19 protein-coding genes and 1 tRNA gene are annotated in these 20984 nt (G+C 57.0%); 4 read left to right on the forward strand and 16 right to left on the reverse strand.

The features are described 5' to 3' along the window. Positions 1-212 precede the first annotated feature (212 nt). The 10 genes from ABIB60_RS20795 to rpmH all read right to left on the reverse strand — a co-directional run bounded on the left by ABIB60_RS20795 (position 213) and on the right by rpmH (position 9891). Positions 213-1502: a serine hydrolase gene (locus ABIB60_RS20795; protein ID WP_354582295.1), complete on the reverse strand. Its 1290-nt coding sequence runs from the start codon at positions 1500-1502 to the stop codon at positions 213-215. 216 nt (positions 1503-1718) lie between these two features. Continuing rightward, a complete protein-coding gene (locus ABIB60_RS20800) occupies positions 1719-3008 on the reverse strand; it encodes a hypothetical protein (protein WP_354582296.1) in 1290 nt (429 codons plus the stop codon). Between the two features lie 59 nt (positions 3009-3067). Further along, on the reverse strand, positions 3068-3910 hold the full coding sequence (locus tag ABIB60_RS20805) for an ion transporter (protein WP_354582297.1): 843 nt from the start codon (positions 3908-3910) through the stop codon (positions 3068-3070). A 21-nt stretch (positions 3911-3931) separates the two neighbouring features. Next, positions 3932-5248 (reverse strand): APC family permease, encoded by a 1317-nt coding sequence (locus tag ABIB60_RS20810; protein WP_354582298.1) that lies wholly within the window; start codon positions 5246-5248, stop codon positions 3932-3934. Positions 5249-5505: 257 nt separating this feature from the next. Then, a complete protein-coding gene (locus ABIB60_RS20815; RefSeq protein WP_354582299.1) occupies positions 5506-6027 on the reverse strand; it encodes a DUF2480 family protein in 522 nt (173 codons plus the stop codon). Between the two features lie 59 nt (positions 6028-6086). Beyond that, positions 6087-6788: a tRNA (adenosine(37)-N6)-threonylcarbamoyltransferase complex dimerization subunit type 1 TsaB gene (gene tsaB, locus ABIB60_RS20820; protein WP_354582300.1), complete on the reverse strand. Its 702-nt coding sequence runs from the start codon at positions 6786-6788 to the stop codon at positions 6087-6089. 31 nt (positions 6789-6819) lie between these two features. Beyond that, positions 6820-7380 (reverse strand): hypothetical protein, encoded by a 561-nt coding sequence (locus ABIB60_RS20825; RefSeq protein ID WP_354582301.1) that lies wholly within the window; start codon positions 7378-7380, stop codon positions 6820-6822. 71 nt (positions 7381-7451) lie between these two features. Then, positions 7452-9164 carry a S41 family peptidase gene (locus tag ABIB60_RS20830; RefSeq protein WP_354582302.1) on the reverse strand — a complete coding sequence of 571 codons (1713 nt, stop codon included), beginning with the start codon at positions 9162-9164 and terminating at the stop codon, positions 7452-7454. A gap of 96 nt (positions 9165-9260) precedes the next feature. Continuing rightward, positions 9261-9695, reverse strand: a complete 435-nt coding sequence (locus ABIB60_RS20835) for a ribonuclease P protein component (RefSeq protein WP_354582303.1) — start codon at positions 9693-9695, stop codon at positions 9261-9263. Positions 9696-9732: 37 nt separating this feature from the next. Then, on the reverse strand, positions 9733-9891 hold the full coding sequence (rpmH, locus tag ABIB60_RS20840) for a 50S ribosomal protein L34 (protein ID WP_045689549.1): 159 nt from the start codon (positions 9889-9891) through the stop codon (positions 9733-9735). Between the two features lie 232 nt (positions 9892-10123). Here rpmH and ABIB60_RS20845 point away from each other — a divergent pair, with 232 nt between their 5' ends. Beyond that, positions 10124-11857, forward strand: a complete 1734-nt coding sequence (locus ABIB60_RS20845) for a M61 family metallopeptidase (RefSeq protein ID WP_354582304.1) — start codon at positions 10124-10126, stop codon at positions 11855-11857. 195 nt (positions 11858-12052) lie between these two features. Next, entirely contained in the window at positions 12053-12859 is an 807-nt protein-coding gene (locus tag ABIB60_RS20850) for a hypothetical protein (RefSeq protein WP_354582305.1), read from the forward strand. A gap of 501 nt (positions 12860-13360) precedes the next feature. Here ABIB60_RS20850 and ABIB60_RS20855 read toward each other — a convergent pair. The 3 genes from ABIB60_RS20855 to ABIB60_RS20865 all read right to left on the reverse strand — a co-directional run bounded on the left by ABIB60_RS20855 (position 13361) and on the right by ABIB60_RS20865 (position 14986). Further along, positions 13361-13597 carry a hypothetical protein gene (locus ABIB60_RS20855; protein ID WP_354582306.1) on the reverse strand — a complete coding sequence of 79 codons (237 nt, stop codon included), beginning with the start codon at positions 13595-13597 and terminating at the stop codon, positions 13361-13363. Between the two features lie 223 nt (positions 13598-13820). Then, positions 13821-14750, reverse strand: a complete 930-nt coding sequence (locus ABIB60_RS20860; RefSeq protein WP_354582307.1) for a PfkB family carbohydrate kinase — start codon at positions 14748-14750, stop codon at positions 13821-13823. Positions 14751-14912: 162 nt separating this feature from the next. Then, positions 14913-14986: transfer RNA gene (locus tag ABIB60_RS20865), tRNA-His, on the reverse strand. A gap of 218 nt (positions 14987-15204) precedes the next feature. Between ABIB60_RS20865 and ABIB60_RS20870 the strand changes: the two genes are divergently transcribed. Continuing rightward, on the forward strand, positions 15205-16635 hold the full coding sequence (locus ABIB60_RS20870; protein WP_354582308.1) for a DEAD/DEAH box helicase: 1431 nt from the start codon (positions 15205-15207) through the stop codon (positions 16633-16635). A 108-nt stretch (positions 16636-16743) separates the two neighbouring features. Here the strand turns inward: ABIB60_RS20870 and ABIB60_RS20875 are convergent, their stop codons facing one another. The 3 genes from ABIB60_RS20875 to ABIB60_RS20885 form a co-directional block, all read right to left on the reverse strand. After that, complete coding sequence (locus ABIB60_RS20875) at positions 16744-17202, reverse strand: hypothetical protein (RefSeq protein WP_354582309.1); 459 nt, start codon at positions 17200-17202, stop codon at positions 16744-16746. Between the two features lie 127 nt (positions 17203-17329). Next, the gene (gene upp / locus ABIB60_RS20880; RefSeq protein WP_315998302.1) at positions 17330-18034 is read right to left on the reverse strand and encodes a uracil phosphoribosyltransferase; all 705 of its coding nucleotides are present in this window, start codon (positions 18032-18034) and stop codon (positions 17330-17332) included. Next, complete coding sequence (locus ABIB60_RS20885) at positions 18022-18972, reverse strand: GNAT family N-acetyltransferase (protein ID WP_354582310.1); 951 nt, start codon at positions 18970-18972, stop codon at positions 18022-18024. Before ABIB60_RS20885 ends, upp begins: the two co-directional genes overlap by 13 nt. A 112-nt stretch (positions 18973-19084) precedes the next feature. Between ABIB60_RS20885 and ABIB60_RS20890 the strand changes: the two genes are divergently transcribed. Next, positions 19085-20980: a hypothetical protein gene (locus ABIB60_RS20890; protein ID WP_354582311.1), complete on the forward strand. Its 1896-nt coding sequence runs from the start codon at positions 19085-19087 to the stop codon at positions 20978-20980. Positions 20981-20984: the final 4 nt, after the last annotated feature.

Consider the following 20984-nt stretch of genomic DNA (forward strand, 5'->3'; position numbering starts at 1 on the left):
TGCAAATAGGCCGGAGCACTGGGAAAAGCTGCGCGCTGGTGGCCCGGGGGTTGGCAGCGGCCCGCTCCGCGTTTCGGATTGGGAGTGCAAAAGTGCGGCCTTTTCCCGTAGCTTCCAAACCCAGACGCGAAAATATCCGTTCAGGGCCGCACTAAAAGACTCTTCTGCCACACAATCAGCTAGATTCATTTTGCAGTTATGTGCCCTTCGTGTTAGCGGATAGTTTCTGGAGTGGTAAAATCCGGGGGAATGGGACGGACTAGGCGCGGGCGGCGAGATTCATATTGCCGAATAGTTTGCCCTAGCGCTGCTAAGAAGGGTAAGCCGACAGTTTCGTACTCGTACGCTCCATCATTGATAATACCATCCTTGTTCACATATAAAACGGCACTCAGCATGAATTCCGTTTGATGGGTGGAATCAGCAAAGTAAGCGACATCGGCAAGGTAGCCGTGTGACATACCTACTATATTGTAGATGCGGAGGCCGGGCTCCTTGGTTGCTGTTGGGTGGCGGCCATACAACAGGTACTTCTTATAAGCATCGAAATACCGACTGCCTTTGTACATATTATACAGGGAGCTATGCGGCGTATGATGGAGGTAGTAGCGTAAAAACGCATAATCGGTAGCAGTGAGGCGTAGGCGTTGGGCGGCGGGCAGGGCATCGGGGAACAGGACTGCTTGGAGCAGGCTTGTGATGGACAGTAGCGGCAGGTAATTGGCTGTGGTAAAATCGTAGGGCTGGGGAATGATGCGGCCACCAGCCTGATGGGCCCGTCCCTTAGTAATGCGACCAAGGGGTAACGACAAGGGGTGAAGGTTGACAGCTGCAGGCTGCTGGTATACGACCTCTGCGGTAGCGGCACTCCGGAACTGTATCGGGTTGGTGTACCGGTTGGCGGCTGTGTCGCAGGGGGCGAAGCGGCGCACGATGCGGGACTCCGGGTAGCCAAGTTCGGCCAAGCGGGCATTAAGCGGGCCCTGGCCCAGAAACTCGTAGAGGCGGTTGTAGGCGTGATTGTCGCTGACGAGCAGCATCCGTTTGATATAGTTACCGACGGTATTGACCTGGTCGGAGTCGGGAGAGGGATTGTAGGGCGCAGGCGTTTGGCAGCGGAAAGCCACGCCGGTTTGCATGGGCGAACGACGCGTGAGGCCAGGTCGACTTAAATCATTAAGCTTTTCGAGGGCCAGAGCGGCGGTGGGCAGTTTTACCAAACTGGCCGGATTGAAATACTGGCGGGCATTAAGTCGAAAGTGGTGCGGTACAAACGTGGGCCGCTGCTGCGCGTCGCGGTTGATTTGGGTGTAGATGATTTGCAGCTCGTAGGCTTCGGCTCGGTTAACAACAGGCAGCAGGCGGGCGTCAGAATGCAGTAGACTATCCAACAATGGGCTGTTGGGGACAGTAGCAACATGGGCTGGGCTGGTTTTGGCCGGAGAAAGGGCAAGGGCGGTGCCTAATACCCCCACAGTAAGTAGCGCAGCAAATCGAATCATGGAGGAAGATACGGTGAAACCCCTCTCCCGCTTGGGGCCGGGAAAAGATGAAAGCCGTTTCCTGATAGGAAACGGCTTTGGGGTGTATTGATTTCGTGCTAGTAGCCGCCGAGCCGGCTTGTGATTCGCCCGCTGACAGTGAATGTAGAACGGAACATCATCACATTAGTGCTTGGCTTGGTCCTGTAGACGGAGGCACTATATATATAGGAGTGCTTACGGCTGCACGGGCTTGCGGTTCCGGGCCAGCAGTAAGTTGGAATCGTTCTGCCGCCAATTGTAGCCGGTACCAAACGGTAATGGGCGCGGCGGGTTGGCTTTATCGGTATAGGCGGCGGTGAGGGCCGGCTGATACTGTTTGGCGAACAGGTTGATGGGCCGCTTATAGGTGCCGTAGTAGGTAAGCTGCCAGTTGGTGGGCGGGAGGTACTTCATGGCAATGCCCGAATCATCCTGCAACAGGTAATTACTGCGTTCCAGAATGAGGGTGCGCACTTTGCTGAAGTAGCTTTTGTGCATTAGGTAGGTAGCCGACTTCACGTAGGTAGTAAGCGGGCCGAGGCTGCGCACATAGTTCAAGGCGGCTTCTTTCGTCTTGCCAAGCTGCCAGTCGCTGAGGTCGGCGGAGAGGTACACGACGGTTTTCGGAGGGCCGGCTTTGCTGCGCAGTTTCACTTCTACTCCGGGCACCACGTTGAGGCCAGGCTTTTGCACAGTGGCCGAATCGGCATCGGTGAGTTGGCCTTCGGGAGTGAGCTGCACGTAACGCAAGGCTTCCACCTGATGGTCGGTGCGGGCGGCAAACAATAGCAGCAAGGGCACTACACCGCCGATGTTAACGCGCTGGTTGCTGCGCTCCGCCGTTTTGACAATGGAATTTGCCTTGCTGAGGGTATTGGTGTCGGGTTTTTTGGAATTCAACTCCACCGCCATATCGTTGGTGCGGAAAAAGCTGAAGTTGAGAACGGACCAGAGGGAGGCTTTCAGGGCCGGAAAGAGGCGCGGATCTTCCAGCGTAGCCGGGGCCGGCACTGTTCCAATCGGCTCCAATCCCATCAGCACGTAGGTGGTGCTGGTAGGAAACATGGTAACGACGTTAAGAAAATCGGGGCCACTGAAGGGGTAGAATACTGTAGGGCTGGCGGCGCGCACTGAATCCAACTCGGTGGCAGCCCACTGCTCTATTTTGTCAGTGCGGGTGGCGTGGTAGGTGGTCCAGCTTTTGGCCTGGTCAGCGGCATATGCCTGCCAGGCGGGCTGAGCGGTAAGAGGGCCCAGTTCACTTTGCTTGCTAACGGGCAGACCCGCCAGAAACGCGGCTATATTGTGGGTAGTGGTAGTATCGGGGGCCGCCGGGGAGGCCGGAGCAGCCGGCGGGGTAGCGGTGGTATCAGGCGGGGCGGCGGGGGGAGCGGCTTGTTCCTGGCGGGCGGTTTTTTGTTCGGAGCAGGCAACCAGCGTTACAACCAGGGCCGGTATCAGAAGCCGGACAGGGAAAAGGCGCATAGAACGGAATAAGGTGAAGATGTAGCGAAAGGTAAGAAAAGCCCGTTTATATAGCGTTTCTAGAGTTTTTCGCCGCACTGCCAGCAGTATTCGGCTTCCCGCTTGTGGTCAGGGGCCTGGCAAACGTGGCAGACGACTTGCCTGTATGGAGAAACGGGCGGGGCGGCGTTACCGGCTCCGGCCATTTGGGCAGAGACGATGCCGGTGGGCACAGCAATAATAGCGTACCCCATAATCATCAGCACCGAAGCCAGGGTTTGCCCCAGGATGGTAACGGGCGAAATGTCGCCGTATCCCACGGTGGTTACCGTAACAATGGCCCAGTAAATACTCTTCGGAATGCTGCTAAAACCGTTCTGGCCGCCTTCCACTACATACATAAGCGTGCCGATGACAGTGACCAAGGTGAGTACGGCAGACATGAAGACCAGAATCTTGAAGCGGCTGGCTTTAAGGGCCGTCACGATAAACTCTCCCTCACCCACAAACTGCCCCAGCTTGAAAATACGGAAGACCCGCAGCAGCCGCAGCGTACGAATGACAAGCAGGTAGCGGCTGCCCACCATCAGCAGGCTGGCCAGCGTCGGTACAATAGCTAAAAAATCGATGATGCCTAACAGGCTGAAGGCGTACGTGAGAGGCCGGCGGACCACTAGCAGCCGCGCCAGGTACTCCAACAGAAACATTCCCGTAAACACCCACTCAATAGCGCGCAAGTAGCTACCGTACTGAGCATTGATGCTTCGCACACTTTCCAGCATCACTACCACCACGCTCAGCACAATGGCTACCAGCAGGGCCACATCGAAATTGCGCCCAGCACGGGTGTCCGATTCGAAAATAACCTGGTACGCGCGTTGTTTCCAGGCTGGCTGCGAAGAGTCGGGGGTGGGACTGGACATGCAAAGGGGCGGCAGAGAAGGTTAGGCGCGAAGCACGCGGCGCCGGCTTAGCCAGTATACCAGCAGCCCTACCACCAACGTAGCCAAGCCGTAGAGCGTTTCCTGCGGTTTGTCGCGGGCAATAAACCAAAGTGTCCAGCCATTGAGCAATAGAAACACCAGTGGCGTAACCGGGTAGCCCCAGGCGCGGTAAGGGCGCGGCAATTCCGGGTCCCGCATCCGCAGAATAAACAGCCCCAGTACTGTCAAGAACGTGAACAGATTCAGAATAAAGCCGGCATACACCACCACTTCCGAAAACGACGACACCAGTACGAACAGCAACGTAAGTGCCCCTTGGAACAGCGTGGCCCGCACTGGCACACCCGCTGCGCTACGCTGTGCTAGCCATTGCAGGGCCGGCACATCCTCCCCCATGGCCTGCACAATGCGTGGCCCGGCAAATACCATGGAGCTGACGGTAGAAACCAGTAAAGCCGCAATCAGGCCGCCCATCAGCCGGCCGGCCGCTGCTCCCAACAGGGAAGTAGCCGCCACGAAACCCACTTCCACCTGGCCTTTCAGCTGGGCAACGGGCGTAGAGTACAGGAAGATGAAGTTCAGCCCAACGTACAGCACCAGCACAATGGCCGTACCAGTAAGCAAAATCCGGGGCAGGTTGCGCTGCGGATTTTCTAATTCGCCCGTGAGGTAGGCAGCCGCGTTCCAGCCCGAGTAGGCATAGGACACGAAAATCAGGGAAACGGCAAAAGCAGGACTCAGCAGCTGCTGCCAATCAGAGGAGGTTTGGGGCAGGAAGGCCAGCGGCTGGGGTTGAGCCAGACACAAACCGGCTCCAATAAAGCCCGCCAGCACGGCCACTTTCACGGCGGTTATTACTACCTGCAGGCGGCTGCCTACCTTGCGGCTACTGGCGTGCACCGCTGTGAGCACCACCACCACTACCACGGCCAACACCCGGGGCGGCAACGCGGGCCATACGCTCCCGGCGTACCGCTCCAATGCCAGAGCAGCGGCGGCAGTTGGAGCCGCAAACCCTACCGTAGCCGATGCCCACCCCGATAAAAAGCCCAGCGCCGGATGATAGATGCGCGACAAGTAGTGGTACTCCCCGCCCGAGCGGGGCATGGCGGCTGCCAGCTCTCCGTAGCATAAGGCTCCGCACAGGGCAATAATCCCTCCTACCACCCACAGCATCAACAGCACAAAACCACTCTGGATAGTCTCTACCTGAAACCCCAGGCTGGTGAAAACCCCGGTACCTACCATATTGGCCACTACCAGGGACACGCCGGTCAGGACACTGATTTTATAAGGAGACGGTGAGGAGGAGGTCATGCAGAACAGGGTTTGGCGGCCAAAGATGCACATTCCGGCCGGCTGGCCGCTGCTTTCTTCTAATCCAGCCCCCTACCCTTCTACCCACCCAGCATGGCTGGTGAAGCTCGGCTTTTGAGTTACGTCTGCTCTCCAGAAAACCAGCTGCGCCAACGTGTTTGCTGCACCTCTATACATGCGTTCCGAAAGCTATAACCAATAAAAAAGGCCCGCCAGCAATGCTAACGGGCCTTTTCATACTGACTGTGGCCTGATACTTAGGCGCTAACTTTGTCTTTGGGGCGCTTGTAGAGCGGTACAGTGCTGCACGGCTCCCCATACATAATGCTGGCGGCCACGGGTAACAGCTTCTGCATAATAGCCACGTAGGCGTAGGTAGGTACGGGCTTGTCGCCGCAACCCTTGATGACCAGTTTAGCGTCGCGGAATTGCTCAGCGTCTACTCCGGCAATTGCTTCCTGAAACAATTCCTGCTCCAAGGCTTCCAGGTTGCCAAATACATAGCGGTGAGCATGGTTTTGGAGCTTACCAGCCAGGAGCATGTAGGCCCAAGTGGGTACAATGGCATCCGCAGAACAGATGATGGCCACGTTCTTGCCATCGTACTGCGCCCAATCGTGGGTTTTGATGAACTCCCGAAAATCCTTCTCGCGCAGCATCAGCCCATGAAACAGGTTATCCTTGATATCATACACTACCCGCTCACCGGCATGAATGAACTCCTCCAGGTTGAAAGTGACCAGACCGGAGTTGGCTACACGGTTTACAAACTCTTCCATGCGTATTAGTGCTTCGTTGGTAAGGCTGAGGGCCTAGTATTCGGTGGAATAGCCGAGCCCTATGCTTTGTTCTTGGGAGTAGTAGTGTACACGTCTTTCAAATAGAACGGCTCGTAGTACGCTACGTCTTTGAATTGTTGCTGCTCATAAGCCCGAAGCGCCAATGCTCCTACGGCCACTGCCGAGGGCTCAATACCAGGCAGAAACCCGGCTTGGGCCTTTTCGGCTACCAACGGCTGAAACTTAGCAGCTCCGCTTCCGAAGAATAACAACGAATGCCCGGCCAATTGTTCGGCCAGCGTGTGTTCATCCAGCAGCAGGGATGCAGGAGCAAGTATTTCGGTACCCTCGGCGCGGTACACGCCGGCGTATACTTCCATCCGGCGGGCATCCAGCATGGGGCAATACAGAAACTGCTCGGGCCGGGCCGTAACGGCGGCTACCTGGTAGGCCAGGCTTTGCAGGGTACTAATGGCCACTAGCGGAATGTCCAGCGCATAGCACAAGCCCTTTGCGGCCGCCGCCCCAATACGCAACCCAGTGTAAGAGCCCGGACCATCGGAAACCGCCACGGCTGCTACATCCTGCAACGTGTGCAGCGTGTTCTCCAACAATTGATTGATGAGCACACTCAGGTGTGAAGAATGCGACTTTTCCAGCCGCAACTCCGACTGCCCAACTAGCTTACCAGTATCCAAGCGGTGCAAAGCAACGGAACAGACTGGCGACGAGGTTTCGAGGGAAAGAATAAGGGTGGACATAGGGCAAAGGTACGGCCAACGGCAGTAAGCTTTATGATGCTTGTTTTTCTGTGCCCAACTCCTCTAGAGCTTTTTTCTCCCACTCTGCTTCTTCCAGCAGCTTATTAAGGCGAGGTTGAATGAACCACACCCCAAACGGCCAGAAAAAATACATTAAAAACCACAACACGGTTTTGCGAGTATCAGGCCGCTGTCCGGTTTCGACGGCTTGCAGCAGCGAGGCCGCAAACCAGTGCACATGCAGGTAGGCAAATATCACATAAAGGAAGAGCCAGCCTACAGTCCCATTAACACGCCAACCCGTTGTAGAAATATAGAAGTTAGGGTCCTCACTGATGGCACTATACCCCCAAGCAGCTAATACGAGGAAGCCATCTATCAGCAGCCATGTATTGCTATAGCCATCTTGCTTAGGACGTAACGCCAATAACTCACTTGACTGCAGTACCAGCCAAGACAATAGCGTAAATGCGCACAGAAAGCCTAGTACTCTGTCGGTAATGCTATCTGTGGTATACCACGATAGGAAATGTGGCCCTAACAGCAACAGAAAGACCTGCCAATGCTTTGCACGCAGTACTAAATCATTCATTCACCCTTTGTATAAACAGAAAAGACAACCCCAATATCGGATTGTCTTTTCTGTTTATACAAAGGTTTTATTTACTGTCGGCCGCCCGCCGTGCTGCGCTTAGCCTCGGGGCGGTTTTTTGCTTCCACAGTACCCGGCTTTAGCAAGGCGGCATAGCGAGGCACATCATTAAGCACGGCCTGCGCCATCAGAATGTTGGGGTCATCGTCGAAGCTAGCTTCAATGCCGCCTTTCTGGAAGTAATAGCGCGACACAATTTCCTGTTCCAGCAACTCCCGAATTTCGGGTTTGAAGCGCATCAGGTCGTTGGCTTTGTTGGTGGTTACCTTCCGGCGCATGGCTTCCAACTCTACTTTCACGTCGTCGTAGTGCTTTTCGTCCTTGACTTTTTTGGTCAGGTCGGCTAGCGCCTTCTCCGCATCCGTACTGTAGTTGATGTCCTTCCCCTTGAGGTAGTCCATGAACTTCTGGTAATCGGCGTCGGTGAGCTTAAACTGGCGGGCGGGGACAATGGTAGCATGCTCCGAGCGGTAACGCGTAGCGTAATCAAACAGGTAGCTTTTCTGGAGCAGTACCCGCGTGATGTCGGCAATTTCCCGGTCTACTACTTCTACGTCGGGAGCCACGCCGCCACCGTCGTACACGGTACGGCCGGCTACCGTTTTAAAAGCTGTGCGCAGCGAATCGGGCACTTTGCCCAGCGTGCCGTCGTCGGCGCGGTGCGAGTAGTCGATTTCCTGAATGCAGCGGCCACTCGGAATGTAGTATTTCGCCGTCGTCACTTTCAACTGTGAGTTGTAGCTCAGGGGGCGGGTGGCTTGCACAAGGCCTTTCCCAAACGTCCGCTCCCCTACCAGCACAGCCCGGTCGTAGTCCTGCAACACCCCCGATACAATCTCGGAGGCCGAGGCTGAGCGGTTGGAAGTAATAACGACCATAGGAATCTGGGTATCGAGGGGGGCATCCAAGGCTTTGTAGGTCTTGTTCCAGTCCGACACTTTGCCTTTGGTGCTCACGATATCCTTCCCCTTGTCTACGAACAGGTTGGAGATATTCACGGCCTCGTTGAGCAAGCCGCCGGGGTTGTCCCGAATATCAAATACCAGCTTTTTGGCGCCTTGTTCTTTCAGCTTCGCCACAGCCAGCCGTACTTCCTTGCCCGCATCTACCGTGAAGCCCGAGAGCTGGAAGTAGCCAATTTCAGGTGTGAGCATACCGTAGTACGGCACGTTGTCTACCTGAATCTTGTCACGGGTAATGGCAATTTCCACCGGGGCATCCTGGCCGTAGCGGGTTACCATCAGCTTCACTTGGGAGTTGGCCTGCCCCTTCAGCAGCTTGCTGATGTCGGCATTGGACTTCTTGTCCACATTCACCCCGTTGATGGTCAGGATTTCGTCGCCCGGTAATAGGCCGGCTTTCTGGGCGGGGTAGCCTTCGTAGGCGGCCTGCACCACCGTTTTACTATTGCGCTTCACTACTACTGCCCCAATGCCACCGTACTGGCCCGTGGTCATGGTGCGGAAGTCTTCAATATCGTCCTCCGGGATATAGTTGGTATAGGGGTCCAGGGACTTAAGCATGGCGTCGATACCCGTTTTCACCAGCTTGGCTGGGGGTACCTCATCCACGTAATAGGTGTTCACCTCCTTAAATAAGGTGGCGAAGATGTCGAGGTTCTTGGCAATTTCGAAGTACCGCTCATTGTCGGTAGCCGCGCGGAAGGATACGAGCAGACCGGCACCGCCCAGCAAGGCAGCCACGGCCAAAGATTTTTTGCGCATAAAAGGGGCTGAAGGCAACTGTACGACCCTAAACGGTACGCCGGAGGGTCGGTTTGCATTTCACTCCTGAAAAGCTGCCCCCCAGCACATTTGTTGTCAAGACCCGGCTCCTGCCTCCGCAGTTGCACCGGTCTCGGCAAGCAAACGCTCCAGCCCTGAAGTTAATTTCTTTTCGATAAGGGCCAAGGGCTTTTTTTCCTTGCCGGTGTAGATAATGGCCAGTTGGGCTACCCGATGCCCGCTGGGGGCTTCCAGCAGTCGGTACTTGTTGAGGCGGTAGGCCTCCCGTAGCAGACGCTTCAGGTAGTTGCGGTCAACGGCCCGCTTAAAGTTGCGCTTGCTCACGCTCACCAGTACCTGCGGCGGCTCGGCGGTGGGCGTTTCGGTGGCCCGCCAGGTAAGGCGCAAGGGGTATAAACCAAAAGAAGAACCCTGCCCGAAAAGCGCTTCAATGAGCTTTTTTCGGCACAGATGTTCTTCTTTCGGGAACGAGTAGGAGCGTGCGCCCGGCGTTGAAACAGGAGTCGTCATCGGCGGGGGCAGCGGCCATTCAGCCGCCGGCAGCGGCTTAGCGCTTATGACGACCTTCGTCAGATACGGTCAGGCGCTTGCGGCCTTTGGCACGACGACGAGCGATTACGCTACGGCCGTTAGCGGTTTCCATGCGCGAGCGGAAACCGTGCTTGTTGCGGCGCTTGCGCTGCGAGGGCTGAAAAGTACGTTTCATGGTATGGGTAAGTGACTCTGTTACAAGTAAGGCCGGCAAAGGTAACAGGATGATTTGGAAAAGGCAATGCTTCTGGCAGCTTTTTCCGGCCTTCTACTCTGTTACTTAGCAAAAACCACGTCACAAGATACGGTGGTTTTTCCGCTTGAATCCGTACACTTTCCTGTACTGGCCGTTTGGCAATACGTACCTTTACGCCGGGCTTTTCGGTGCTGCCGCTTCCTTGCTTTCCATGATTCACTACCACGTTTCCTTCGACAATCCGCTCACGTTTTACCTGCACATTCAAATGACGTTTGAAGTGCCCGCGGGCACCGAAGCGCCCGTGAACCTGCAGTTGCCCGCGTGGCGGCCGGGGCGGTATGAGCTGCAGAATTTTGCCCAGAAGCTGCAGCATGTGGTAGTGGAAGATGCAGCCTCAGGCGCGCCGCTAGCGGCGCGTAAAATCACCAAGGACCGGTGGCAGCTGAGCGGCGCGGCGGGCCGCACAGTACGGGTGCGCTACAACTTCTACGCCCACCAGATGGACGCTGGTGGCTCCTGGCTGGATGAAACGCAACTGTATCTGAACCCAGTACAAGCCTTCATGTACCTTGAAGGTCGGGAGGAAGAAACCAGTCAGCTGCTGCTGGAGCTACCGGAGGGCTGGCAGATTGCCTGCGGGCTTCCTCAACGGGGCCCTAATCTGCTGGAAGCGCGCAGCTTCGACCATTTAGCCGACTCGCCGCTCATTGCCAGCCCCACGCTGCAGTACCGCAATTACGAGGTCAATGGGTTGCCATTTTACATCTGGATACAGGGAGAATGCCCCGTCGACTGGGCCCGGCTGGTGCAGGATTTCCGGGTATTTAGCGAGGAGCAACTGAAGCTATTTGGCTCGTTTCCAGCCCAAGACTACCATTTCCTGAACCAGATTCTGCCTTACAAGCACTACCACGGCGTAGAGCACCTTAACTCCACGGTAATTGTGCTGGGCCCGGCGGAGCTACTCATGACCGAAGGCCTGTACAAGGAGCTGCTGGGCGTGAGCTGCCACGAGCTATTCCACGCCTGGAATATCAAAAGCATTCGGCCAGCCGAAATGCAGCCCTATGACTATGCCCGCGAGAACTACTTCCGTACCTGCTTCATAGCCGAAGGCATTACCACCTACTACGGTGAGTACCTGCTGGCACGCAGTGGCTTACGCACCGCCGAGCAATATTTTGCCGAGCTGAACACAGTGCTGCGCAAGCATTACGATGACTACGGCCGCTACCACCTCTCGGTAGCCGATGCCAGCATGGACCTGTGGCTGGATGGCTACAAGCCCGGCGTACCGGACCGCAAAGTATCGGTGTACCACAAAGGCGCTCTGGTAGCCCTACTGCTGGACCTCACGCTGCGGCAACTCTCGGGTCATCAGCGGAGCCTGGATGACGTGATGCGCCGCCTATGGGAAAACTTCGGCAAAACCGGCGTGGGCTACACCGAAGAGGACTACACTCAGATAGTGCAAGAAGTGGCGGGGCGTGATATGCACGCTTATTTCGACAAGTTCATCTACGGTACGGCCCCGCTGGAAGAACCACTGAACCGAGTGCTTGGCTTTGTGGGTTGCCGCCTGCGCATGGATGAAAATGCCTCAGTTTCAGAAGGAGTATATGGGTTTCGGACAGTGGTGAAGAACGAGCGGACGGAGGTAACGGATATTTTGCCCGATGCCCCGGCAGCCTTGGCCCTGACCGTGGACGATGAAGTAGTGGCTGTTAATGGCCGCCGGGTGGATATGAACCTGCAGGTATTGCTCAGCGACGGTGCTGACCACCACGAATTAACTGTTTTCCGACAAAATCGGCTCCTGACGGTGGCGCTGGCAGCTGATTCGACGCACCGGTTCTGGCAGAAAATAACGGTGGAAAAGCTCCCTTCCGCTACTGCTGAGCAGCAGGCTAGTTTCCAGCAGTGGCTGGGCCAGGCCTTTTAGTCGAAAATCCAGTTTGATTTTCCGACCTCTACCCTCCCATTGCCAGTATAACTGTGCACTTTCTTTCTGCGGATTTCTGTACCGTTTGCCGTGGCTAATATTCGCAGTTTAGGAACTCTCTGCACGCTTTTTCCTTTTCGTTCTCTGTCCACCCGACAACGACGCGCCTTTCGACCCAAGCCTACTCTATCACTCATGTTCCGGTTTCGTACCGTAGCAACCGTCCTGCCACTGGCGGTGGTGCTACCGGCCTGTTCGTTGCGTATGCAGCCTGCCGAAAAGTCTCGGCCCAGCGTTGCATTACCGCCCCTGCCGCCTCCCAAGCCCCCGCGCATCTACCGCCTTCAGCACCTGGATACCTTGGTACAGGTACCAGGCCGGGTTCTGCGCATTTATCCGGCACCCCGCCAAGCCTATACCCAGCTGAAAAGCCCCGACTGGGTACTCACCAAACCAGCCTCGGCGGAGGAAGAAGAATCCTTCCTTGATTTTGCGTCGGAGGAAAAGATGCGCTTAGGCAAAGCCGGCCCGCGGGTACTGCGCACCGGGCGGGCGTTGCGGCTGCGCCCCACAGCAGCCCCGGAAGTGCGGCTGGTGAATAACCCCGCCGAAGACGAGCGGAATGTAGCCTACGAGTATCTGGCCACCCTACCCAGCATTCATCAATGGCTGATTTCGGTGCATTTGTATGAAGGCGGGTATTATATGCTGGTGGATCAGCGCAGCGGCCGCCGCACGCAACTGATGGCCCCACCCGTAATTGCCCCCGACGGCCGCCACTTTGTGTGCGGTAACTCCGATGTGCTGGCCAGGTTTGAGCCCAGCGGCCTGCAACTCTGGAGTCTCGATGATAAAGCGCCCCGCCTGCTCTGGGAACGGCAAACGGAATGGGGCTGTACTCAGCCGCGCTGGCTTGATAACCGGACCATTCTGTTTGAACAGGATTTCTTCGACAAAGGCGACGTAGATACCCGCGTAGTACGTCTCACAGTGGTACCGTAGGAACTCTTAGTAAAGCAAAAAGCCCCACCAGATTGTTTGGTGGGGCTTTTTGCTCTACTAAGGCCAGCATAACCGGCTTTTTTATCGGGGCCTTTCTGACTTTTATTTACTGACATGGCCACCGGGCGGGCTGTCTTGATCTGGTTACTAGCTTGGGTGATGAAGTCCTGATCTAGATTCTGGGGCTGATTGCTCCCACTACTGGAATGGTTTCGTGCATCCAGGTCCACGGGATTGGCCTCCGGCCGGCTAGCGTCCTCGGACCCATGGGCGTGTCCCGCTTGTTAGCTACGGGCTTATTCTATTCGCTTTTTGTAGCAGCAAGAGTGAAAGGAGAAGCAGGTATCTATGCTGCTCCTACTGCACTACTCCCATCTGGATTTACAAAACAGACAGGCTTTCTTCTAAGCTAAACACTAGATAAACACAACATGAACGTTGCACTTCGTGTGAATAGCTCGAAAAAAGCCTGCCTGATACTTACGAATAAAACAAGGTGAATTAGTCGCCTTGCTTGCCGGGGCCTTTGCCCCCACCTACCGACATTGGGTTATTGCCTTGGGGGTTATTGCGGATGTTGTGCACTCCTTCGCCGGCCGAGTTACCGTCGGTGGTGTTACCGTGCGCCGATACGTCCATGGTATTGGGACTTTGCACCTGGGTACTTTTCTTTTTGGTATTGGCCGCCGGGTTTACGGAAGTTTTATCGTTGGTCAGGTCGGTTTGCTTTTTGCTCATGCTCATAGCCGTGGGATTTACGGGTGAATGAATATTCCTTGTACCCGGTAGCGTTGGCGCAGGTTGCTACAAAATTTGGCTCATTCTCAAAAGCTATAACGCAAAACACCTGTCATCCTGAGCGGAGCAAAGGACCGTATCACGTCAGAACAAGTCGTTCTCATGTGATACGGTCCTTTGCTCCGCTCAGGATGACAGGTGTTTGAAGCTACTGCCGGAACAGTTAGGCTTCGGTAGCTACGGGCTGCACAGCCACCAGCTCACCGAACTGCTTTTCGCGGGCTTCAATTTCTTCCTGGGTCAGGTTAAGTAAACGCTCCGTACCGAATTTCTCCACGCAGAATGAGGCCATAGCGGAGCCGTGAATCACGGCGCGCTTCATGTTCTCGAAGCTGATGTCATCGGTGGCAGCCAGGTAGCCAATGAAGCCACCCGCGAAAGTGTCGCCGGCGCCGGTGGGGTCGAATACTTCCTCCAGGGGCAGGGCCGGAGCGAAGAAAATCCGGTTTTTATGGAATAGCAAGGCGCCGTGTTCCCCCTTCTTAATGATGAGGTATTTCGGGCCCATTTCCATGATAATTTTGGCCGCCTTCACCAAGGAGTGCTGACCCGACAGTTGGCGGGCTTCCTCATCGTTGATGCTGAGCACGTCTACCATCTCAATGGTCGTTTTCAGCTCGTCCATGGCCACATCCATCCAGAAGTTCATCGTATCCATCACAATGAGCTTGGGGCGGTTTACGAGGCGCTGAATCACGAGGCGCTGAATCTGGGGCGTGAGGTTGCCCAGCATCAGGTACTTGCAATCTTGGTAGGAATCGGGCAGAATGGGGTCGAAGTCGGCCAGCACGTTCAACTCAGTAGCCAGGGTTTCGCGGGAGTTCAGGTCGTTGGAGTACTTGCCCGACCAGAAGAACGACTTCTCGCCCTGCTTGATCTGCAGACCTTCGGTGTCCACGCCATGCTCACCCAGCATCACGATATCCGACTGCGGAAAGTCGTCGCCTACTACGGCCACGATTTTCACGGGCTTCACCGAGTAGGAAGCTGACAGGCTGATGTACGTGGCGGCGCCGCCAACAATCTTGTCAGTTTTGCCGAAGGGGGTTTCCAGGGCATCGAAGGCCACCGTACCGATAACAACCAGACTCATAGACTCAAAGGGAAAATAGGTTCAAGGTTCTACTTATACCAGCCCGCAACACTAAGCGGGGCCGAATCCTTCCGGACAAGCGCAAAAAAGCTGCACACTACCCGAGCAGGGCAATAAAAAAGGCCTCTGCCGAGGAGGAGAGGCCTTTTTCGAAAATTGATGGGTAAATAATGGGGCTCGAACCCACGACCTTCGGAATCACAATCCGACGCTCTAACCAGCTGAGCTATATCTACCGTGTTGGGTATTGTGTCACAAAAGTAGGCCTACCTGGGGGATTTGCAAAAATATCGGGCAGTTTTTTTCCATTGACGCGCTAACTACCTGTTACGCAAATTGGTGGGCGCACTGCATGAAATGCCGTTTTTCAGTTTCGTACGCTCCTTGGATGGTACGTACCGGGGCCCACGCCCGGATTCCGCGTACCTTTGTGGTTTACAACACGCTTTGCTTTATGTCCGACACGCCGCAGCCGCTTACTTTCGCTGATTTCAAACTCAACAAACAACTCCTGACGGCAGTGGAGGAGGCAGGTTTTACGGAGCCCACGCCCGTGCAGCAGCAAACCATTCCGCTGCTGCTGGCTGGCCACGATGTATTAGGTATTGCCCAGACCGGCACCGGCAAAACCGCCGCGTTCGGCCTGCCCCTGCTGATGAAGGTGAAGTACGCCCAGGGCATTCACCCGCGCGCTCTGGTAATGGCTCCTACCCGGGAGCTGGCCATGCAGCTGGAAACCCACCTTAAAAAGCTGGCGGTTTACACTGATTTGCGGATTTTCGCCATCTACGGCGGGCTGGGTCCCAAAACGCAGATCGAAACCATTGCCAAGGGCGTGGATATCCTGATTGCCACACCGGGCCGCCTGATGGAGCTGTACCTGAAGGGTGATTTGGTGCTGAAGGAGCTGAAAACCCTGGTGCTGGATGAGGCCGACAAAATGATGGATATGGGCTTCATGCCCCAGATCCGGCGCCTGCTGGAAGTGATTCCGCGCAAGCGCCAGAACGTGCTGTTCTCGGCCACGATGCCGGAGAAAGTGACCACGCTGAGCGAGGAATTCCTGGAGTTTCCGGTACGGATTGAGGTGACGCCCGCCGCCACCTCGGCCCAAACCGTGACTCAAACGCTGTACGAGGTACCCAACCTGCTCACCAAAATCAACCTGCTGGAGTACCTGTTCCTCGATTGGGACACTTACCACCGCGTGATGATTTTCACGCGTACCAAGGAACACGCCGACAACGTGGCCAGCTTCCTGCAGCGCAAAGCTCACGGTGAGGTGCGGGCCATTCACGGCAACAAGGGTCAGAACATGCGCATCAACGCCATGGAGGCCTTTAAAGCCGGGGAAGTACGGTTTCTGGTGGCTACCGATGTGGCGGCCCGGGGCATTGATGTGCCCGAGGTGTCGCACGTGGTAAATTTCGACGTGCCGCTGGTGTACGACGATTATGTGCACCGCATCGGCCGCACAGGCCGGGCCCAGCACACCGGCGCGGCCATCACCTTCGCCAACGAGGCCGAGATGTACCACATGGAGCGCATTGCGGAGTTGATCCGACAGGAAATTCCGCTGCTACCCATCCCGGAAGGCGTGGAAATTGCCAAAACCTCCTTCGATGAGCAGCAGAACATGGACCGGGAGAAGGATGAGCGGCGCAAGCGCGAGGACCCTAACTTCAAGGGCGCCTTCCACGAGCGGAAGGAGTGGATTAAGCCCGGCGTGACCATTGATAAGCGCACCGGCAAGGAGTTCAAAGCCGGACCCAACCGCAGCCAGAAGGGCAAAAAAGCCAACCCCTCCAAAGGCAAAGCATCCTCCCACTCCTCCAAAGCCTTCCGCGCTGCCCAGGGCCGCGCCCGCGCCAAGCGCAGTAAGTAGTGAAGTGGTGAAATGGTGAAGTTGTGAAATGGTGGGTGGCCGTTCTAAAAGCGCATTTCGCGCCAGCAGAACGGCCACCCACCATTTCACAACTTCACCATTTCACCGCTACCGGTAGTGGTCGAAGATGGGCAGGTGGCTAAACCGAATGGCTAACAGGGTGAAGGCAAAACCCCAAAAGGCGGCGCTCCAAGCCATGTGCAGCAGAATGCGCCAGCGCGGCACGTGCAGTTGTGTGGCAATAACGGTACCGCCCACCGGGCTGAATAGGATGGGTGTAAGAAAGGCAATGCCCACCATGCCGAAGCGCCGGTAGATGCTCACGATGGTGCGGGTGCGGCGGTTGAACAGCGGCTTGCCTTTCTGCTCCCGTTTGTGCCGCAGGTGCAGGGCCCACCGCCGGCCCAGGCCCGATATCAGCACCACCGTCGTCATCATGCCCGCCACCGACAGGCCCCAAACCAGCGGCATGGGCAGGCCCGCCGCCACGCCCGCAATGGGAGCCGCTACGAACTTGAACATGCCGATGGCGAAAACCGTGGCGTATTTGAGCAGATCAGGTAACACGGGACAGAAGCAGTAAACGAGAGAAGCAGAACAAAGATAACCGGTGAAAGGCCGCCGGGTTGGAGACAGGCCGTTAGCAGACTGTTACGAAACCTACCGGTTGCAAGCCTGGTTCAACGGCTGGGGTTTATAGCTTGCTGCCGTACGACAGGTCGCCGGCGTCGCCCAGGCCGGGCACAATGTAGGCCTGCTCGTTGAGGCCCTGGTCGATGGCGGCAACCCAGAGCGTGGCTTCGGGTATTTCGCGCGTCACGTACTCCACACCCTGGGGGCTGGCAATAACGGCGGCAATGTGCACCTGCCGGGGCGTACCGAAGCGCAGCATGGCCCGGTAGGTTTGCACCAGACTTTTACCCGAGGCCAGCATGGGGTCGGCCAGAATCAGGACCCGCTCATCCAGGCTGGGGGCCGAAAGATAGTCGACCTGTACCTGCACCTGGGCCGTACCCTCGATGCGGTAGGCGGCGGCAAAGGCAGATGGCGACTGGTCGAAGTAGTTCAAAAAACCCTGGTGGAAGGGCAACCCGGCCCGCAACACGGTGGCTAGTACCGGAAAATCGTGGAGCAGCTTGCCGCTGGACTCGCCCAGGGGCGTGCGTACGGTCTGGTCGGTGTAGCTGAGGTGGGCGCTGATTTTGTAGGCAATGATTTCGCCCAGGCGCTGCAGGTTGCGGCGGAAACGCAGGGAATCCTGCTGCACGGTTACGTCGCGCAGCTCGGCCAGAAAGTGGTTGGCAACGGAGGGTTCGGCACACACTTCGTGCACGCGGGGGTTGGCCGCAGCGGCGGCTGCAGCGGAAAGGTTGGCAGAAGAAGGCGTCAGCGCATCCATTTCAGGTACCAGGGGCGTTGGGTGAAGGATAAGGCCGCGTACGGAACGGGCGCGGCCCCGAAATTGGCAAAAAAACGAGCAATAGACGGTATCATCCCGCCCTCAAAATCGAGCACCAGCCCGGGTGTGCCGGCGTGGGCCCGGATGGCAGCATCTACCAGCAGCAACGGGGCCGCCGCCTTTTTACCTTGCACGGAGGCCGCAGCAAACAAATACACCAGCCGGGTACGGTATAGCACGAACAACGCTCCGGCCAGCAGCTCGCCGGTTTCGGGGTGCCGGGCTACGCGGATTTCCAGCAGGCGCCGGGCCGCCAGTGCCTGCACCAAGCGGCGCAGCACGGCGTAGTGGCGGGCTTGCAGGCCGGCGGCCGGGCCCTGCGTGTGCTGAAATAAGGTTAGCAGCGGCTCGATATCCTGGGTCTCGGCCACGAGCGGCGGAAGCTCAGCGGCCGCCTGCAGGCGCAGGCGGCGGCGGTAGTCGGAGCAGTAGCCGGCCCGGATGACTGCATACGGCTGCTGCAACGGGAGCAGGTACGTCTGGCGCTGCTGCACTGCCAGTGGGGACGGCACGGTGGCGGGCAGGTGGTTTTCGTCGTTTAGCTGCAGGTAGCCACGCGTGTAGCGAGCGGGCAGCGTACTCAACGGCCAGTTTTCCGGCGCGGCCAGGCCAGCATCAACCCCTGATAGTACTCCCAGTTGCTGCGTGAAAGGCGGTTGGTGCAGCTCCCGGCCCCAGGGGCGGCGCTTCACGGGCAGAGGCCATACGGCCAGGTAGCGGCCCGTTGTTTCCTCCACTTCAACCAGCGCGTCCCAGCGGCCAGCCGTGGCCCGCAGCCACCAGCTGGCAGCGTAAGGCACCACCTGACGAGCCGAATTTACGCAGGCATCCCAGGCGGCCAAATCCAGTTCTGAGTAGCGCAGCAGGCGAATGGGCATGCCCAAAGGTACTGCCCCGCCGCTTCCGTCGTTAGCTGCTTCAGCCAATCCTTGCACAAACTCCGTAGGTTTGCCCACCTACGCGCCGGCTTCGGCGTACACGGCTCTGCTTATGAGAAATTCCTACTGCTACTTACTGGGTTTGATGAGCTTGCTGGCCGCGCCAGCCGCTGCCCAGGATACGCCTTCCCGCCCCACCGACGGCCAGGGCAACTGGCTCACCTACGACCAGCCACCCAAGCCTGGCAAACCTGAAACTGTGGCCCCCACCCAAGCCCAGCCAGGAAAATCGGACAAGACTACCATGGGCACTACCTACGTGCCCTTGGATGCTGATATATACCGCCTGATTGACCGGTATGTAATTCTGCACGGCCCTGACTCCTTGAGTGACCCGCATACTTCTGTTCGGCCTTATACCCGCGCCGCCGTAGCCCGCCTGGCTGAACGGATGCTGCAGGATTCCTCGGCCGGCCTCTCACGGCAGGATCGGTTCAATATTCGGTATTTGCTGCGCGACAACTGGCACGATGCCCGCCAGGATTCGGCCATCAACCTGCGCAACAAGCCGTTGCTGAAGTATTTTTACCAGCGGCCCTCTGACCTTTACAGCATAGAACAGCCGGAGTTTTCCTTGCGAGTGAACCCCGTACTGGGGCTAAGCCTGGGCAACTCGGATGGGGCCAAGAGTTACGCGTTCCTGAACACCCGCGGCGTGCAGGTAGAAGGTACCATTGACAAGCGGCTGGGCTTTTACGCCTTCCTGGCCGACAACCAGATGGCCGTGCCCCGGTACGTGCAGGAACGGGTGGAGCGCGACAACGCCGTACCGCACGAAGGTTTCTGGAAACCATTTAAAACTACCGGTGGGCAGTATGACTACCTTACGGCGCGGGGCTACCTTACGTATGCGGCGGGCCGCCACGTAAGCCTGCAACTGGGCCACGACCGGAACCAGATTGGCAACGGCTACCGCAGCCTGATCCTGTCGGACTACTCCTCGCCCTACTTGTTTTTGAAGGTGCAGACGCGCATCTGGAAGTTTCACTACCAGAATCTGTTCACCCAACTCATCACCGACCCTGGCAACCTGGACGCTTCCTACGACCGGAAGTTTCTGGCTATGCACCATTTGAGCCTAGATGTGCTGCCTAACCTCAATATCGGGCTGTTCGAGAGCGTACTATCAGCCTCGTCGCGGCGGGATTCGGTGATTCGCAACGGGCAAGTGCAGGTGCAGCGGCGCAACACCTTCGATATTCAGTACCTGAACCCCATCATTTTTTATCGAGCCATTGAACAGAGCACCGGCTCCCAGGATGGCAATGCTCTACTGGGCCTCGATTTCAAATGGAACCTGTGGAAGCGGGTGCAGCTATACGGTCAGCTGGTGCTGGATGAATTTGTGCTGAGCCAGATTAGGGCCAACAACGGCTGGTGGGCCAATAAGCAGGCCGTGCAACTGGGAGCAAAGTATATCAACGTAGCGGGCATCCGCAACTTCGACTTACAGGGCGAAATCAACTTTATCCGGCCCTACACTTACCAGGCCCTCGATAAATTCCGGGACTACCAACACGCCGCTCAGCCATTAGCTCACCCCATGGGCGCTAATTTGTGGGAGTTGATTGGCATTGCCAGCTTCCAGCCCCTACCCCGCTTGCACGTAGTAGGCAAAGGTTTCCTAGTGAAGCAGGGGTTGGACCCCGCCGGCCAGAATTTCGGCTCTAATGTGCTGCTGCCTTACAACAACCGCCCCCTCGACAGCAATGGGCAGGTGCGGGAGTTCGGATTTGAAGTAGGCTCGGGCATTGCCTCCTACCTATTCCACGGCGACATGACGGCTACCTGGCAGGCAGCCCACAACCTCTGGCTGGATGGCAAAGTCATTTACCGTCACCGCACCTACGAGGGCGGCCAAGTTCCGCCCTATTTCACCGCCGATGGTGGCCTGCTAGCCTCGGTGGCTCTGCGTTGGAACATTGCCCAGCGCCTACATGAGTTTTAACCAC

Source organism: Hymenobacter sp. UYP22, assembly GCF_040547285.1.
GTDB lineage: Bacteria > Bacteroidota > Bacteroidia > Cytophagales > Hymenobacteraceae > Hymenobacter.